Raw genomic sequence first — 16662 nt, 5'->3', positions numbered from 1 at the left:
GGCCTCAACATGCTCGGCCGCGCCAAGAAGGTGTCGATCTCCAAGGAGAACACCACCATCGTCGACGGCGCCGGCAAGAAGGCCGAGATCCAGGGCCGCGTCGCCCAGATCAAGCAGCAGATCGAGGAGACCACCTCGGACTACGACAAGGAGAAGCTGCAGGAACGTCTCGCCAAGCTGGCGGGCGGCGTTGCTGTCATCCGCGTCGGCGGTGCGACCGAGGTCGAAGTCAAGGAAAAGAAGGACCGCGTCGATGACGCTCTCAACGCGACCCGCGCGGCCGTCGAAGAAGGCATCGTTCCCGGCGGCGGCGTCGCGCTTCTGCGCGCTTCGCTGAGCATCAAGGCTGTCGGCGCCAATTCCGACCAGACCGCGGGCATCGCCATCGTGCGTCGCGCGCTGCAGGCTCCGGCCCGCCAGATCGCGGCCAACGCCGGTGCGGAAGCATCGATCGTTGCCGGCAAGATCCTCGAGAACACGGGCGCGACCTTCGGCTTCAACGCCCAGACCGGCGAATATGGCGACATGATCGCCATGGGTATCGTCGATCCGGTCAAGGTTGTGCGCACGGCTCTGCAGGACGCGGCCTCGGTCGCCGGCCTGCTGGTCACCACCGAAGCCATGATCGCGGAGGCTCCGAAGAAGGAGTCGGCCGGCGGCGGCATGCCTGGCGGCATGGGCGGCGGCGGCATGGGCGGCATGGGCGGTATGGACTTCTAATCCAGCCGATCTGCCTTCACACACGGGAATGGGCGGCAGCGATGGCGCCCTTTTCTTTGAAGTCGGATCCTGGCGGAAATGTTTGGCGCGAACGCCGGCCGGATGGCCGTAGTAGCGATGGTCGTGAAAGCAGGACAAGGAGAGCGAGAGCGCGGGCCGGGGGCGCGGAGAGCCGCTGGCGTCGTGGCTTCAAAGACAATCAACGTACTCGAAAGCCGTTCAAGAGTGTGGGAGCAGTGAACGAAAAGCGTGCGATCGGCCTAGATAATATTCGCTCCTCCCCCAAGTCGCCGAGAGCATGAGGCAGCAGCAACCCTTTGTCATCAAGATCAAACAGAAGCGTGAGCTCGGGAAGCGGCCACAATCAATCTGGGCCGGCGTCGACCTGATTGCCATCCCCAACGACCATCGGAAGAAGCGTCCAGCCTTCGTTCATCTCGAAGAAGGGATGACCGACCACTCCGTATTTCGCGACCACGAATGCGGCAGCTCCATTGCGATCGCGGCAATTCGGATCGGCACGGGGCGCCGCTCCGACCCTCAGGGCTGTCCCGGTCGGCACAAGCCATCGCTCAGCGGCGATCAAGCCATCGGCTTTCGGAATGACCGGCGACGCTTCGTCTCAACGACTATGCCGGTCGGGCTGTCGGCGGTATTCTTCGCGTTGAGCACGGCGCTTCGCTTCGGTTTTGGTTTGGGTGGCGCTTGAGGCTCTGCCCTTGGCTCCGGCGTTTGCTTAGTCTCTTGCTTGTGCTTGCGGGCGCAAAGCAAAGCCTTGGCGGTCGCCGCGTCCGCATCCGAGACCACGCCGGCCAGCTTGCCATCGAGATCGACCCGTGCGGCGCCGGCATCCAGTCTCGCCAAGTATTTGGCCATCCTGGTATAGGCCAGCAGGGCTCTCCTCAATTCATCATCGGACAGTTCGCCGTCAAGCACGCGAATGTCACGATGGATGCCGATCTTGAGCGGTCTGGGCGCTTTTGGGTTGAACGCCGCAGGCCACTTGGCCGATAGATAGCGGAAAAGCTGTGCGGGCGATTTCCCTTGGCTAGCGGTCGACACGATCAAGCCTCGCCCGATTTGTTTTCGTTTCCGATTCGGACCTTCCTAACACTGATATATGCCATGATTATGGAAAAATGGGCATTCGTCCCGCAGGGCAAAGCAGCGGGCGCCTCCCCATTCGGGCAGACGAAGTGCCTGCTGCAGCGAGCAGGATCCGGTAACAATCACGCCGAGCCGTCCCCGGTCGAGTTCATAACCAAGACAGTAGTGGCAATGGAAAACTCTCTTGCCCCATGCCGGCCCCTTAACCCTTGGCAGAGTATCTGAAACGCCGGTAGCGAAAAAACTCGACGGCCTCCGCCGTCGGCGAGTAGGACGCCGAAAGCGTCGCGGCTCCCCTCACCCGTTCGGCCGTTCCGTTCTACCCGGCGAGCGTCTCGTACCGCGAAAGCTGCTCACGCGACGGTTTCGCGATCTCGGCCGGATCGACGCCGTCCTGGGACAGGAAATCATGCGAATGGCAGGCAAAACGGTTCCGCGGCAGTCCGGCGTCGGTCACGAGAACCAGGCGTCGGGCGCGGAACAACCTGCAGGGGCGGCGGCCATTCCGGAATAGCTGCCGCCGATGACGATGATGGAACCTTGGCCAGGGCAGCTCAATTCGAATGCTTCGGACCCCCATCCGATTGCCCTGACGGGATGAACGAAACAACGCCGGCACACTGTCCGGGACATGTGGGTTATTCCCGGCGCCAAGATGGCCTATCTGGACGCTCTTGTCGCTGAATAGAAGCTGAGGAATATCCCCGCAGTTAACGGCTCGTTAATCATGCGGGGCGTAGCCAAGAAGCGTCAAAGCACCTGCCCAATCACGAATGTGACCTTAAAGACCCGGCACCCAGATTGTGCCGAGTCTTTTTGTCTTAAGGTAGCCTGATCCGATGAGCGGGTCAGGAATAATGTCCCAGTGCGGCGACTTCATAAAGCCGACGGGAGCTGCAACGACTTGACTAGGGATGCCCTCCGAGCCTGACGGTGTCAGCCCCGAACGCGCCTTGTTGGCCGTATGCCAGTCCCTGTTCGACAGCGGATTGCGACATGACAGCTTCTCCACATCGGTAACCGTGGCGAAGTAGCCGGCGCGCGAGCGCCAGGGAAGGCCGGTTAAAGAGCCGGCCCGCTTGCAGGAATCGAACTCATGGATGACTGGCTCGGCATCCTCGATGCCCATTGCTTGGCAGGACGCCATAATGGCATTTCTGCGTTCTGTCGTATCGCTGTGACATTTGCCGCACAGGATGACGTTAACGACATTCTTTCCCGCGTGAGGTGAGGCGATGCGAGCAGGGTAGAGTGACAGCACTACGCCGCGTGCGCGGCAGGGAGGGCAGGAGGCGATGGCAATGATGAGGTCAGGGGATGGATGGCATGATCCCACGCCCGGCACCAGCACGGATCACCTCGCAAAAGTGGCGGGTGGGACCTGGAATCGAGGCGCCATTGCGAGATTTTCGCGGCCATGGCGGCTTCGCTGTCTGCTGTCCGCAGGGCGAAGCGCGCATTAACTGGGCTAGCGGCGGATGCACGCGAACCGCGGGGATGACGAACACGACCTTCGCTGGCTAGGACAGCGGCACCGCGAACCTAGGCCGCGCTGTTCTTGACCAAGCGCAGTTCGACACAGGGCGGCTAGCGCCGGCCGATGTCCTAGTGTCGGGGCGCCAGCAAAGTAGAAACGCTGCATGGCGGTGGGGGCGGCCACAACGAGAGCGCCCGATCGGGCGTCAGCTGGTCGGGATTGCGCAGCCCGATCGGGTGCCGTTCAGTCAGGCATCCCTCGGCTTACACTAGAGAGCCGCCGCTCGAACTAGCTTCGTTGGCCGGCGTTGGTCCGCAGCGGGATCCGATACTCGCTCAGCATCGTGACGACATCGGCGATACGATTCTTGTCACTCTCCGTCAGCCGCAGATCGACCTCGACGAATGCCCGACTTCCGGTACGGGCGCCTCAGTGGGCGCTTGCTCAAGCCGGGTGTAACCAGGCGATTTGCGACCGCGATTCACATAACCGTTGCTCTCAGCGCCATCAGGGACGACCGGCCTGACATCGCCGGCGCAATGCCGGACTCGAATACCATTCGATCATGGAGAGCGACCGCTCGATGCGGCCGAGTTCCCGAAGAGCTTTGGCCAGCTGGTTTTCCTTCGGTGATGCCGAGAGCAAGATCGTCGAGGGCACAACGGTACGGGTATTGATCGATGCCGCCACATGAAGCATGTCGATTTCCAGCTTGCGCAGGAAGGCAATCCGTTCGGTCAGCCCGACCAGGTTTGACGCACCAGGCGCATCCGGCGCCGATCGCAGCCAATGAAAGCGTGTCTGGCCAATGGTCGGGTCGCGGCGTTGAATTTCGGCTTTGACCGACATCCAACCCACGCCGACCGTTACAAGGGCGCGGGCGAATTCGTAGACGTGGTGACAAAGCCCTGGGACAGTTGGGAGGATGATGCGCTCATCGCGAACCCGGAGGCGCCGGTCTGCCACACTAGTGGTCGTAGGGAATCGGCCCACGCTCTCAGTTAAATCAGGAGAAACATGATCCAAAAACCGAAGCTTTGGGAGCTCAGTTCCTGCCCCGCTTAGTGCCTATTTGTGTGCGCTATTCTGCCATACACCTAATGAGATTGTCCCACCTGATGACCGTCCCTAACTTGGCTGTGGATCAAAGCCAAAAGCTGGCAGGAAACAGGAGTGACCATGAAGAACATCATGAGTGTCGGTGAGGACGGTGGAGATGGTAGACTGGTCATCGTGTCAAACAGGGTTGCGCTGCCCGACGAGCACGGGTCACTGCCCCCGGGCGGAATGGCCATTGCGCTGAACGCCGCGCTCAAGCAACGAGGCGGCCTTTGGATGGGCTGGTCGGGGAAGGTGAGAGCCGAGAAGAAACAGGTGTCACCGACGATGCAGGAGGCCAACGGCATCACCTATGCCCTTGCCGATCTCTCGGACAAGGATCTGGACGAATATTACTACGGCTTCGCCAACAGGGTTCTTTGGCCGGTCTTCCACTGCCGTGTCGACCTCGCCGAATATAACGACGCGAGAAAGTCAGGATACTACCGCGTCAACCGACTCTTCGCAGAGTCTTTGATGCCGCTCCATCGCGAGGACGACGTCATATGGGTGCAAGATTATCACCTGATCCCTCTAGGGAAAGAACTGCGCGAGCGCGGCTGCCGCAACCGGATCGGCTTTTTCCTGCACATACCATGGCCGCCGGCGGACATCCTCGCCACCGTGCCCGTCTGCGAAGAATTACTGGAAGCGCTTTCGTTCTATGACCTTGTCGGCTTTCAAACCGACGACGATCTTAACAACTTCGCCGAATGTCTAAGCCGCCGAAACCTAGGGCGTCTCATGAAAGACCGTAGCTGCCTAGTCAAAGGGCGAGAGTTTCGCTGCGGGGTTTTTCCAATCGGTATCGACACGGCCAAGTTCGAGAGCCTCGCAAAGCTAGCGACGCGCGACGGGGATCTGCAGGAAGTTTACAAGAAGACTGCTGGCTGTGACGTCGCCATTGGTGTCGACCGATTGGATTATTCCAAGGGCATCGATCAGCGCATCGTGGCGTTTCGCCATTTCCTTGATCGTAACAGTCATCGCGTCCGCAAGACGCTACTGCTGCAGATTACCCCGAAATCCCGCGGGGAAATACCGGCCTATCTGGCGCTGCAAAAGCACATCGCCGAACTGGTGGGAAGTGTCAATGGGGAACTTGGAACCATCGATTGGGTACCAGTACACTACACCAATCGTTCCCATGGCCCGCTGGAACTGGCCGGCCTCTACCGACTGGCACGCGTTGGTCTAGTGACGCCGCTCCGCGACGGCATGAATCTGGTGGCGAAGGAATACGTGGCTGCGCAAGACCCAAGCAATCCGGGCGTCCTCGTGCTCTCGCAATTTGCCGGCGCCGCTGGCAAGTTGGAGGGAGCGGTTCTCGTCAATCCCTATGACCCAGAGGCTGTGGCGGCCTCCACGGAAAAGGCATTTCGCATGTCGCCAGAGGAACGGAAAGACCGTTGGAGCGCAATGAAGGACAGTCTTATCGGGCATGATGTCTATCGATGGTGCGACGGCTTTCTTGCCAAGCTTGAGGCGGCGGACTTGCCAGCATGAGGCTGATCGCGACCAAGTGAATCAGGGCAGCATTCCGGCCTCGCCGAGGCGTGGTTAATGTGCTGTGGTAACCCCGATGGCGATGACCGCAGACCAACTACCCAGTTGGGTTGTAGCCGATTGTTCTGGCACGGGAGCGAAGAACTCGCGGCTGCGGCCCCTCATCAAACTAGTTGAGCCGATCCGCAATAAGGGCTCTCGTCGCCGGGTCCGTCGGTGTCGAGCATTCGACTGTCATTGGTTCGCTGATCGAGACCCCGTGTATTGAATATGCCGACCAACCCGGTTGGCGACATTGCTGATGTGCTAAGCAGCATCGACCTACACCGCACGCCAGATCTCAAGACGTTAGCTTGAGCACATTCCATATTAAAACAAGAGGAAAAAGACATGGGTGAGCTCTCTTGCAGTCGGCAGATTTCTTCAAACACGCGTGAGCGGCCACGACTGATTGTCGAGGGCGCTCGCGCCCCACGGCAACAGCAAATGCTGGCATCCATTGACCTGAATTTACTGTTGTCTCTTGAGGCGCTGCTGGAGCACCGCAACGTCACGCATGCGGCTCGGCACGTGCGCTTGAGCCAACCGTCGATGAGCCGAGCGTTGACAAGGCTGCGTGGCATTTTCAATGACGATCTTTTGGTTCGCGGCTCGAGCGGCTTGGTCCCGACGCCGCAGGCCGAACGGTTGGCCCGAATGCTGCCGCCGGTGTTGGATGCGCTCCGCGGGATGGTGAACGGCCGGGGGGAATGGCGATCAAAGACGATAATGGCGATACCCGACCATCAAGCCCTGATCTTGCTGCCGCCTCTCCTACCCCTGCTGCGCGAGCACGCGCCCAATCTCGACATCGTCACCGGCTCGTTTCTAACCGGCGCGCTCCGGCGGCTTGAGCAAGGCGAGATCGATCTGGCCGTTGGGCAGACCGGTGGCACTCCACCGGGCTTCTTTCGGCGCAGGCTCTATACTGACCGCTTCGCCTGCCTGCTACGTTGCGACCACCCAGCCCTGGCGCAGGAATGGACGATCGAGGCCTTCGCTGCCCTGCGCCACGCTGCCATTGACTCGGATTCTAAGGGCGGCTTCGGACGGGTGCATGATGATCTGGCAAATTTACACCTCCAAGATCGCGATCCGGTGCTGGTTTCCAACCTCCTGACGGCCGCTGTGGCCATCGCGGCGACCGATCTGGTGCTGATTGTACCACACCGCGTCGCGACACGGATCGCCGCCTTGCTCCCCCTAGCGATTGTCGATCCGCCGGTGGAACTGTCGCCTTACGAGGTTGGGCTGATTTGGCACGAGCGTTGCCATCGCGACCCAGAGCATCACTGGCTGCGCCACAAGATTGCCGCCGCAGCGGCGGCGGGAACAGAGTTGGCGCATCCATCGACAGTGAGAGGGCAAACGGCTGATGCTTCGCCAAGGGAAGAAGCGTGATGCGATCGAAGTCTGGCACTATCTTCAGGACCGAGCCAGTGACGCGATGCTGGTTCCGCTGTCCCAACTCAGTGAAACCGACGCGCGCTGACTTCGAGCGAGCATCTGCTGTGAAGAAGGTATTCACACTTACGGCCAACTACACAAACCAAGACCCACCTTCTTCGACCGCCGTTAGGCCGCGTCAAGGCTTTCGCAGGCCATGTTCTCAGGGTGTTACCGAGGTGCATGCATCGATTCTGGCCGCGTATCTTGGCCCGGACCCTTTGGCAGGTAAGTGTTTGGCACAAATTGCGAGTTCGCGGATCTTCGGCAATCTGCCCAACGAAGTGCGGCAGATCGATATCCTTGAGCATTGTTTGTTGCGGCCGGGGCGCTGCGCGCAAATCGTCATCATCGATTGCCGCGAATGGGAGCAACATGGGTACGGTCATGCGAAGCTCACTTCCGGACTGGTGCAACTAGCCCTGGTTTCCGAAGACAGGCTGGACCGAGAAGCGGTTTTCTCCGACGGGTATTCCGATTACCTGTTGTGGCCACTGATCGAGCAGGAAGTTGTGAGCAGACTGACCGCCTGCGTCGCTCAGATCGCGCGGCGTTCTGCACCGCTATTCTTCTCAGCCGACCCCCTCGTTCAGAAGGCTTGCGATCTGCTGGCACAGCGAGTCGATCAGCAGATCGCCCTCAGCGAACTGGCGCGCATAGCCGGGACCAACAAGACAACGCTCGTCAACCGCTTCGAGGCTGCCTTTGGCTGCGGGCCTATGACCTGGTTACGGCACTACCGGATGATGGAGGCTGCCGCCCGCTTGCGAAGCGGGCATGAAAGCGTGGCCGAGGTCGCTGAATCCTTAGGCTACGAAAACAGCAACAATTTCTCCACGGCGTTCAAGGCGATCCATGGGCTCTCGCCGCTGCGCTATCGCAAAATGGCGGCGCGCAGAGAAAGGTCTGCCTGACGCAAAGGTGGGGATCGGAACAAACTGGTATACAGCCAGTGAAGACACGCAATGATCACCTGATACTCAAGCGTTTACGCACTCCAGGCACTTTGCGGCTTTTACAGCAACGCTCAGAAAAGGAAGATAAGCATGTTGAACGCGGTCGCAGCGCATTTTCAAGGGCATGAACAGAGATGTTCGGACAAGAACTATGAGGCGGCGAGCGCGTTTTTCGGCGCCAAGTCGCTGGTTTTGGCCCAGCCAGGTGCTGCGCGCCCCAGTGACGACACGATCGCCAACGATCAAGGAACAGTACAGTTTCACCTCATTGGTCAGAAGACCGATGACCCGGCGTACAGCGGCATCATGAAACAAAATCAGGACAACCTTCTGGCTATAGGAGGACTCATTCACGACTACATGCATACCCATTATCCTAACGTTGATGCGAAAAAACTTGACATCAACACCTGGACGAACGTTGTGGCCAACATTCCCGATCTTTCGATGGGAGGGCAAAAACAGAAAGGTTACTCAAACAAGTTTGCTGGCACCTCCGTTTCAGCCACGTTCCTCTCCTTGATCGCGAAGGCGATCGTCACTGACGGGGCGTCTCTGCTAAGGGATTTCCAGTCCTTCCTCACTGAGATGGGCAACCTGACCTTCAGCGCCAACAGCAAGTCGCAGCAGTACAAGGCTCTGACATGCACCTACCAAAGCTACCTTCTCGATAACGGGGCAGGCGGATATTACGACTACGGAGCAATTGTTCTACGACAACTCGAGTTCAATGAGTACTTCCTTGATCTAAAATCTTCTTGCTCGTCGACACAATACGTCAACGTCGACATAAGCTATAACGAGGTTGCCAACATCGTTCAGACTCGCCGGATCCGCAAAGGCGGCCCCGATTACAAAAACTTCCAGGAGATCGTGAATAAGAACGCCACCGAGCAGTTTACGAATGCCAAGAACTTCTTTAACGGCGGCTCGACCCCGCAACAAGACATCACGCCCCAGGTCTGATCCTCATGATTGGTCTCGAAAGCAGCAGCGCACCAACCGACGGTGTCAATTCGAAGGAACCTCGCCAGCGTCATAGATCAGGTCCGGCTGCCCGCGGTGCCGACGAACTCCGGCCCCGCTTTTATAAGAAAGCAACTATGAACCCCATCGCAGAAACAACTGCGGGCCTCTTCCTGGTAATCGGCGCACAGAGCAGCGGCCCCCTCGAAGCGGAGAGGATTTGCTCAGCCTTGATCCAGAAACTGTCCGAAGGCTCAATTCTGAACTTGGATCCTAGTACGTGGCAGAATGCCATGCAAATGGTGCCGAACCAGGTGGAGGCCGCCACGGCTTCGAAGACCCAGAACCGCACGATGGCCGTTGCGGATTTGCCAAGTACCCTTGCGTCAATTTGCGCCGATGCTGCCGACGGCGACAAAGCGGGCGTCGATTTGGCGAAGCCCATCAGTGTCTATCTGAGCAGATACGGCGAACCGACTGCATTCAATTGCTTCATCCTGGATCAATCCGACTCCGCGAAAATCCATTTATCTTTAACCTGCCTTGCCGCTTTCGATGGTGGAAGCCCTGGCAGTTTCGCCGTCACCTCAACATTGCTAAAGGCGTGCCTGAATCTGTCAAACAAGGATACGCAGTCCACTATCGCGCAGGTTTTCGGCCGCTTCGGCCCGCCGAGCGACTCACCTTACTACCTGCGCGTCTTGCCCTGATCCGTATGCCGGATTCCACATTCAGCCAGAAGGAGCAGCACGCTCGTTGAATATGTGAATAGCGCACATTCCGTCGGCGGAAACGAAGTCGGTGGTGCGCCTTGTAGCGGGAAAGCCGATGCCCTATTGTGAAGACTTCGCGAAGGCGGACGGATGGTCCGCAGCGGATGTCAGCGTCCGTCTCAACAATAAGGCGGGCCGGAAATTTCTCACTTTCTTGCGAAGATCGGGGGTGACCACGGTCATTCGGTATTACGCGAGATCCGCGAGGCCAAAAACCATCATACCGGAGGAGGCGAAACTGCTATCTAGGCAGGGTTTCGGAATTTTACCGATTTTCCAGGACAGCAGCCGCCATATTTCCAATTTCTCGAGCTCGATCGGTACTGCAAATGCAAAGAGTGCTATGGGGTTCGCAAAGCGCGTCGGCCAGCCGAAAGATAGAGGCAGTACGATTTTTTTTGCCGTCGATTTGGACTATCCGGCTACGCAGATCGATGGCCCCATCCTCGCCTACTTCCACGCGATTAAAGAGGAGATCAACGGCACTTTCGTCATCGGCGCGTATGGTAGCGGTGCCGTGCTCTCAAAATTATTAGCGGAGGGACTGATCACGGTTCCATGGATATCTATGTCGCGACTGTTTCTTGGAACCGAGCAGTTCTTCTATTCCAACCGATGGTCGATGCGGCAGGTACCTCCAGAGGTTGCCCATGGCCCCTCTGGGGTGGGCTATGATCGCAATATCGTTCGGGTTCCTCGGAGGGAGATCGGGGCCTTCCAAGTTGATGAGTCGGGCGAAGGCTCGCTGGCCTAGGATGGCGAGGGACGCCGGCTCGTAGACGCTAGCTGAAAACGTTGTCGGATTTTATGTTCGTAGAGGTCTCCGACATCAATTGCCAGACCGTGTCGTGTCTTTCCTCCGAAAACGGCGAATATAAAGTTGTCGCGATATGGGGTCGGAACAAGAGCAGTGCGAAATCGTACGCAGCCTTTATCAACCAAAGACAGCTACGGTTGATTTGATGATGATGCCGCCATCCGGGCTTCGGCGCATCTGGCGTCCAGTTGCGGTCCGAAAAACGTTCGGCAGTTGCAGCGCGGGCGGCACCCGTGACCAGAGAGTCCGCATGATTTCCCGACCGTGCCGGGTTTTCCGAACGGCGCTCCCGGTGACGACGCGCTGGGACCAGCGAAATCCGATTTCATGGAAGTACAGGTCGGCATGTTGCGGGCTGATATGGTGAAAAACACCCGCGATGGTCCGCCGGACGCGGGAATTGAAGCCTTCCACCGAATTGACGTGGACAGTGTCGCGGACATATTCGTGGCTGGAATGCTTCACGGTCTCATGCTTGGCAAAACTCTCACCAATGGCCATGAACGCTTTCGCCTCATCGCTCATCAAATGGGCATGGGGTTCGATCTGCGTTTCAGCTGCACGTTCGGCGGCACGCAACGAAAGTCCGGTCACGACCGCGGCACGCGCGCCTCCGGCCGGAGTGCCGGGCGTGACGTCATTCGGTCGCTGCACCATCGCCATGACCGGGGTTTTCTCCGTATTCGCCTGACCTTTCCGGCCCCGTCCCGGAGGCGGGTCATCCGGCCGCTTTCTGGGTCTTCCACCGAGATGGAAAATGGTCTATCTCCACCGTGCCGGCAAGCATATTCTCCCGCGCCACCATCAGACGTAGCGCATGTCCCATCCGCCAGGCCGTGGGCTGGCTTACCCCAAGGGTCTCGGCCAGTCGTACCGAGGACAAGCCTTTGTCCGACTGCAGCAGCAGCCACATGGCCTTCAGCCAGACACGCAAAGGCAGCTTGGTCGAATGCAGCGGGGTGTGGGTCGTCACGGTAAACTGGAACCGGCAATCGCCACTGGAGCATTGATAAAGACCCGGCCGCGCCCGCCGCTTGCCCGTATCGCGACCGGCAAGCGCGATCGAACGCTTGTAACCACAGGCCGGGCAAATCCGACCATCCGGCCACACCATGGTTTCCAGCAATCTCCGGCAATGCTCCTCATCCCGGAACGCCTCGACCATTTCATCGACTGTCCGAATACTGGAAAGCGCCGCGAGCATCGTTTCAGGCATTCTCATCTCCTCCGGATCACGCTTCCAAGAAGCGCATGGGAAGGCCATGATCACAAGCCTATTGCTGTCTTTGGTTGATAAAAGCCGCGTACGATTTCGAACTGCTATCACGGTGGCATGGTGGCGCATCTTGGGCGTACCCATGCCCTGTTTTCCATTGCAGGCATGTCCATTATATGGTACATGAACATTATATGAGGCAGTATGCCAGATGAGATCCCCCGCCGAATTCCGGCTGTGTTTTATCGGACCTCGGTCGGCGGCGAGGTGGTTCGCGACTGGCTTCGCGGTCTTAACGAAGACGACCGCCAGGCCATAGGACTGGACCTTATGCGCGTGCAGTACCGGTGGCCGGTCGGCATGCCGTTATGTCGGGCCTTGGGTGGCGGTCTGTGGGAAGTGCGCACATCACTTCCCAGCGGGCGTATTGCCCGCATGCTGTTCTGTGTGCGCGACGCGACGATCATCGTGCTGTCCGGGTTCATCAAGAAGACCCAGAAGACGCCCGATGAGGAACTGACGCTCGCGCGGAAACGGATGAAGGAATTTTTGCCGTAAGGAGGCAGTGATGACGACCGAACCTACCGCTCCCCGTTCGCTGGACGGACTCACCAGCGTGGATGAATTCCTCGCTGGCGAAGGCAAGCTCGAGGCGTTCGAGGCGATCGCCATCAAAGAGGTGCTGGCCTGGCAGATCGAAAGCGCAATGAAGGAGCAGAAGATCTCGCGCAAAGGCCTTGCTGAGCGGATGCACACGAGCCGCAGCCAGGTTAGTCGCCTGTTGGACCCGAACGACGGGAATGTGACGCTGACGACGCTGCAGCGTGCTGCGGAAATTGTCGGCCGCAAGGTTAGGATCGAATTGGTCTGATATGCCTACATCGCTGCCAGTGCGTTTTCGCCATTGTCGCCCGCGGCAAGCGCGAACGAAGGCAGAGATCAAAGCGACGATACGTGAAAAAACTGGACGCACATGATTTAATGTGCATACGTCATTAAAACATGGGGTAGGTGTGGAATACGGTGTCCTATGACGACTTCATTGCCGAATTGGACAAAGCGCACCTAAGCGTTCGCGAGTTCGCGCAACTGCTTGGCCGACGGCCGAACTCCATCTCGAATAATCGGAAGCTCGGCGAGGTTCCAGATCATCTGGCTGTAATCGCCGCGTTGCTGGCAGAACTTCAGATCCGCGACATTCCGTTCCGCCCAGTATTGAAGCGTCTGGGGCTATCTCCAAAGAGACCGCGCGGGGCAGCAGCGGTTGGTAAGTTCGGCGGTGAAAAACAGGGCCGGCTGGAGCTGGGGACGTGAAGGCCCCAATAGATCTCACGCTGGAGGAGGCCGCCCGAGTGCTCGCTTGGCCGGCCGCGCGCGCAGTAACAAAGCCGGACGGCGCGGGTGCAGCGGTCTATGCGCAGCTCGTTCAGAACAAGATCGGCCGGTCGCTTCGTCATCGTAATGACGCGCGCGATGCTCAGGTCGGCGTGCTTATGGCGGATCCCGCCTCGCTGACTTCAGAGCCGCCCTTGGCCATTGTGGCGGAATTCTCCGCAGCTGTTGGCATTGATACCCTGCGAGAATTGCACCGGCTTGCGTGGAATTTCTCCCATGCTCCAACGCTTATAACCATCGAGCCCACGCAGTTGCGCGTCTGGAGTTGCTGCGAGGCGCCTGATCCCGATCGCCCGGTAGGTGACTATGTTGTAGAGGGCATCTCGGCCGCCGCGCTGCGCTCCGCGGATTCGGATTCAGCGGAGGCGCGGGCAGTCCAAGCGCTTCACTGGGTGAACCTCGTCTCCGGCCGCTTCTTTGGCGACCGCCAAGGTCGCTTCGATCGTGATGGCCGTGCGGACCAAATGCTGCTGCGCAATCTGCGACATATCCGTGAGGTCCTGTTCGAAGACGGTCTCACCGACGACGACATCTGCCACGATCTCCTGGCTCGAGTGATTTTCGTGCAATTTCTGTTCGATCGTAAGGATCAGGACGGTAATCCAGCGCTCACGGTCGCTCGGCTGCATCGTCTTCATAAAGACGGCGTGCTGGGCGGCATCCATGGCTCCCTTGGCAGCATTCTGGCCGACTATGAAGACAGCTATCGGCTATTTGACTGGCTCAACACAAAGTTCAACGGCGACTTGTTCCCAGGTAAGGGAACGCAGCCGGACGATCGCGCAGCGGGCTGGTCGCGCGAACGTGCTGTAGTTGCGCCGCGCCACCTTGCGATCCTGGCCGATTTCATTGGAGGTTCGCTCGACATGGCCTCCAGCCAAATGTCGCTCTGGCCGCAATACGCCTTCGACGTGATCCCGCTAGAGTTCATCAGTAGCATCTACGAGACCTTTGTTAGCGAGCGGGCGTCAAGCGAAGGAATTTTTTACACACCGCCTCACCTCGTTGACTTCATATTGGACAAGGTTCTTCCGTGGCAGGGTGAGGAGTGGGATCTTAAGGTCCTAGATCCAGCATGTGGATCCGGCATATTCCTGGTGAAAGCATTTCAACGGCTCGTCCATCGATGGAAGCGCGCTAATCCTGACGAGACCGTGCGGGCCGAGACACTCAGGCGTCTGCTCGAGCGCAATATCTTCGGCGTAGATAAGGATCCCCATGCAGTGCGCGTCGCCTGCTTCAGTCTCTATCTTGCGATGTGCGACGAGATAGAGCCACGCCACTACTGGACCCAAGTCGTATTCCCACCGATGCGCGACCGCCGGCTCCTTTGCTCGGACTTCTTTGAGGAGGACCGAAAAGGCTTCGCTACGCTGGGGGATGCAGAGAGTTATGACCTGATCGTCGGAAATGCGCCTTGGGGAGACGGAGTGATTACACCGGCCGCTCGGGCGTGGGCGGACGACGACGCTCATCCCTGGTGCATCCCGAATAACGATATTGGCGGGCTCTTTATCGCGAAGGGCGCCCAACTGATTGGCGAAAATGGCCGGCTCGCGCTGATCCAGTCGGCCAACTCTCTCCTGTTCAACATAAGTCCACGCGCGGTCGGTTTCCGACGGCAGCTCTTCAAACGGCTTAATGTCGAGTCAATCTACAATCTGTCGGCGCTGCGATTCCGGGTCTTTAAGCGCAAGACTCATACGACGAGGACATCGGCGGCTCCTGCGTGTGTCATGATACTGAGGCGCGGAAGCCCAGATATGGGTGACCAAATTCGTTACGTCAGCCCCAAGCATGTCCGCCCACTTGTTGACGAGTTCACCATCGTCATCGAGCCGGGCGACCTGCGCTGGCTCAGTGCGGGCGATGCGGCCGAGGACGGCCAAATCTGGTCGAAACTGATGTGGGGGCATGCCCGTGACCTACAGCTCCTCAGACGACTGCAGTCCTTTCCGCGCCTCTCATCGCTCAACCCTTCGTACGGCATCAAAAGCCAACAGGGAATTACCTTCGGTGACGGCACAAAGCCCGCTCCACACCTGGAAGGCCGCCGGGTCTTCAATGCAACTATGTTCCCGCCTGGGTCATTCTTAACGATCGACGAAGGCAACCTGCCGATCGGCCACGACATGCAGATCCACTCGCGGGCTTCGACTGGGTTAGATGCCTTTGAGACGCCTCAGCTTTTGGTCAAACACAGCTGGAACAGAGCGACGGGTCGCTTTCATGCGCGCGTGAACGTCTCACGCGACCGAGCGGGAATTATTTGCAACCAGAGCTACCTGTCGGTGCATGGTAAGCGGGAGGCGCTGGAAGCCGCGTGCCTCTCCTTCAACAGCAAGTTAGCGGTCTATTACAATTTTCTTACTAGCGGCAGATTTGCGGCCTATCGCCCTAAGCTTTCGCGAGACGAGATATTAAGTCTGCCGCTTCCCGAACCTAGGCCGGGGATGCTCGAAAATGTTACTAGCCGGGCTGATCTCGATGAGCGGGTCTTCAACCTTTTTGAATTTTCCGATGCTGAGCGGGTCCTCGTTGAAGACGCCGTAGAGTTTACCCTCGCGGATTTTCTGGGCGGCGATGATGCCAAGGGGCATCTGCCAACGTGGAATTCAAATGATCGCTTCGAAGCAGATCTGGCGCCCTATTGCGCCTACCTTTCTCGTGTGCTCAAGGCTGGATTCGGGTCGCATAAGACCGTTTCCGCTACGATATTTCGTGCCGCAGATGCTACCCCTTATCGCCTCCTAGCAATCTCACTCGGGTCTGTTTCAGACGGCATCTTCGTAAAGGATGTCCAAAGTCAGGCACTCCTAAACCAGCTAAAGCAACTAGCCTGAAAAATTCACGGCGGGTTGGCGGATGTGGTTCAAGCCGTTGAAATGACCTAGGATTTGGTTGCTAAGGCCGATCCGAATCATTTCCGGAGACCACACCCGCCATGAATGATCTTACGCTGCCGCTGAGCGGCTTGTCATCAGTGGGCGGCAAGTCCGTCGTCGCCCGTTTCGACGGCGGCATGCTGTCGTCGGACAGTGGCGTTCTGGCTCTAGCAGAGGTGGAGAAACGACTGCGGGTGGCCGACCGTCTGGCGCGCTGCATCGATGATCCGCGCAGCCCGGACCAGGTCATCCACAACTTTG

At 58.6% G+C, this 16662-nt stretch carries 15 protein-coding genes and 4 pseudogenes; 14 read left to right on the top strand and 5 right to left on the bottom strand.

Translation table 11 applies throughout. The features are described from left to right. Both IQ26_RS37010 and IQ26_RS40895 read left to right on the top strand, forming a co-directional pair. On the top strand, positions 1-720 hold a 720-nt coding region (locus IQ26_RS37010), incomplete at its 5' end, for a TCP-1/cpn60 chaperonin family protein (RefSeq protein WP_276316466.1). A gap of 298 nt (positions 721-1018) precedes the next feature. Continuing rightward, positions 1019-1429: a hypothetical protein gene (locus IQ26_RS40895; protein ID WP_240547441.1), complete on the top strand. Its 411-nt coding sequence runs from the start codon at positions 1019-1021 to the stop codon at positions 1427-1429. A gap of 35 nt (positions 1430-1464) precedes the next feature. On the opposite strand, the pseudogene IQ26_RS40890 reads toward IQ26_RS40895, so the two are convergent. The 4 genes and pseudogenes from IQ26_RS40890 to IQ26_RS36995 all read right to left on the bottom strand — a co-directional run. Continuing rightward, positions 1465-1782, bottom strand: a pseudogene (locus IQ26_RS40890) (ProQ/FINO family protein); the annotation flags it as partial. Positions 1783-2146: 364 nt separating this feature from the next. Next, positions 2147-2284, bottom strand: coding sequence for a hypothetical protein (locus IQ26_RS41375; protein WP_156090978.1), 138 nt, complete (start codon positions 2282-2284; stop codon positions 2147-2149). Between the two features lie 324 nt (positions 2285-2608). Next, positions 2609-3178, bottom strand: coding sequence for a hypothetical protein (locus IQ26_RS37000; RefSeq protein ID WP_145723292.1), 570 nt, complete (start codon positions 3176-3178; stop codon positions 2609-2611). Between the two features lie 642 nt (positions 3179-3820). Further along, a pseudogene (locus IQ26_RS36995) lies at positions 3821-4006 on the bottom strand (Tn3 family transposase); the annotation flags it as partial. Positions 4007-4123: 117 nt separating this feature from the next. Here IQ26_RS36995 and IQ26_RS40880 point away from each other — a divergent pair. From IQ26_RS40880 to IQ26_RS36960, 7 genes and pseudogenes are all read left to right on the top strand, one after another. After that, positions 4124-4258: pseudogene (locus tag IQ26_RS40880) on the top strand (LLM class flavin-dependent oxidoreductase); the annotation flags it as partial. Positions 4259-4483: 225 nt separating this feature from the next. Further along, positions 4484-5908, top strand: coding sequence for an alpha,alpha-trehalose-phosphate synthase (UDP-forming) (locus tag IQ26_RS36985; RefSeq protein WP_240547439.1), 1425 nt, complete (start codon positions 4484-4486; stop codon positions 5906-5908). A 486-nt stretch (positions 5909-6394) separates the two neighbouring features. Further along, positions 6395-7348, top strand: a complete 954-nt coding sequence (locus IQ26_RS36980; RefSeq protein WP_240547440.1) for a LysR family transcriptional regulator — start codon at positions 6395-6397, stop codon at positions 7346-7348. Positions 7349-7458: 110 nt separating this feature from the next. Next, complete coding sequence (locus IQ26_RS36975) at positions 7459-8307, top strand: helix-turn-helix domain-containing protein (RefSeq protein WP_240547438.1); 849 nt, start codon at positions 7459-7461, stop codon at positions 8305-8307. 132 nt (positions 8308-8439) lie between these two features. Next, the gene (locus tag IQ26_RS36970; protein ID WP_145723289.1) at positions 8440-9315 is read left to right on the top strand and encodes a hypothetical protein; all 876 of its coding nucleotides are present in this window, start codon (positions 8440-8442) and stop codon (positions 9313-9315) included. A gap of 137 nt (positions 9316-9452) precedes the next feature. After that, complete coding sequence (locus IQ26_RS36965; protein WP_145723288.1) at positions 9453-10025, top strand: glutamate acetyltransferase; 573 nt, start codon at positions 9453-9455, stop codon at positions 10023-10025. A gap of 91 nt (positions 10026-10116) precedes the next feature. After that, positions 10117-10842, top strand: a complete 726-nt coding sequence (locus tag IQ26_RS36960; RefSeq protein ID WP_145723287.1) for a glycoside hydrolase domain-containing protein — start codon at positions 10117-10119, stop codon at positions 10840-10842. A 180-nt stretch (positions 10843-11022) separates the two neighbouring features. On the opposite strand, the pseudogene IQ26_RS36955 reads toward IQ26_RS36960, so the two are convergent. Next, positions 11023-12121, bottom strand: a pseudogene (locus IQ26_RS36955) (IS1595 family transposase). A gap of 204 nt (positions 12122-12325) precedes the next feature. Between IQ26_RS36955 and IQ26_RS36950 the strand changes: the two are divergent. The 5 genes from IQ26_RS36950 to IQ26_RS36930 form a co-directional block, all read left to right on the top strand. Further along, positions 12326-12679 (top strand): type II toxin-antitoxin system RelE/ParE family toxin, encoded by a 354-nt coding sequence (locus tag IQ26_RS36950; protein ID WP_145723286.1) that lies wholly within the window; start codon positions 12326-12328, stop codon positions 12677-12679. 10 nt (positions 12680-12689) lie between these two features. Beyond that, positions 12690-12992, top strand: coding sequence for a helix-turn-helix domain-containing protein (locus tag IQ26_RS36945; protein ID WP_145723285.1), 303 nt, complete (start codon positions 12690-12692; stop codon positions 12990-12992). Between the two features lie 152 nt (positions 12993-13144). Next, positions 13145-13435, top strand: a complete 291-nt coding sequence (locus IQ26_RS36940) for an XRE family transcriptional regulator (protein WP_145723284.1) — start codon at positions 13145-13147, stop codon at positions 13433-13435. Next, on the top strand, positions 13432-16359 hold the full coding sequence (locus tag IQ26_RS36935; protein ID WP_208760298.1) for an HsdM family class I SAM-dependent methyltransferase: 2928 nt from the start codon (positions 13432-13434) through the stop codon (positions 16357-16359). The genes IQ26_RS36940 and IQ26_RS36935 overlap by 4 nt, the downstream gene beginning before the upstream one ends. Before the next feature lie 101 nt (positions 16360-16460). Then, on the top strand, positions 16461-16662 hold a 202-nt coding region (locus IQ26_RS36930), incomplete at its 3' end, for a transposase (protein ID WP_208760297.1).

Source organism: Mesorhizobium tianshanense (assembly GCF_007830515.1).
Taxonomy (GTDB): Bacteria; Pseudomonadota; Alphaproteobacteria; order Rhizobiales; family Rhizobiaceae; genus Mesorhizobium; species Mesorhizobium tianshanense.
Note: the sequence above shows the minus strand (reverse complement) of the source record. Positions and strands in the feature narration are given on the sequence as shown.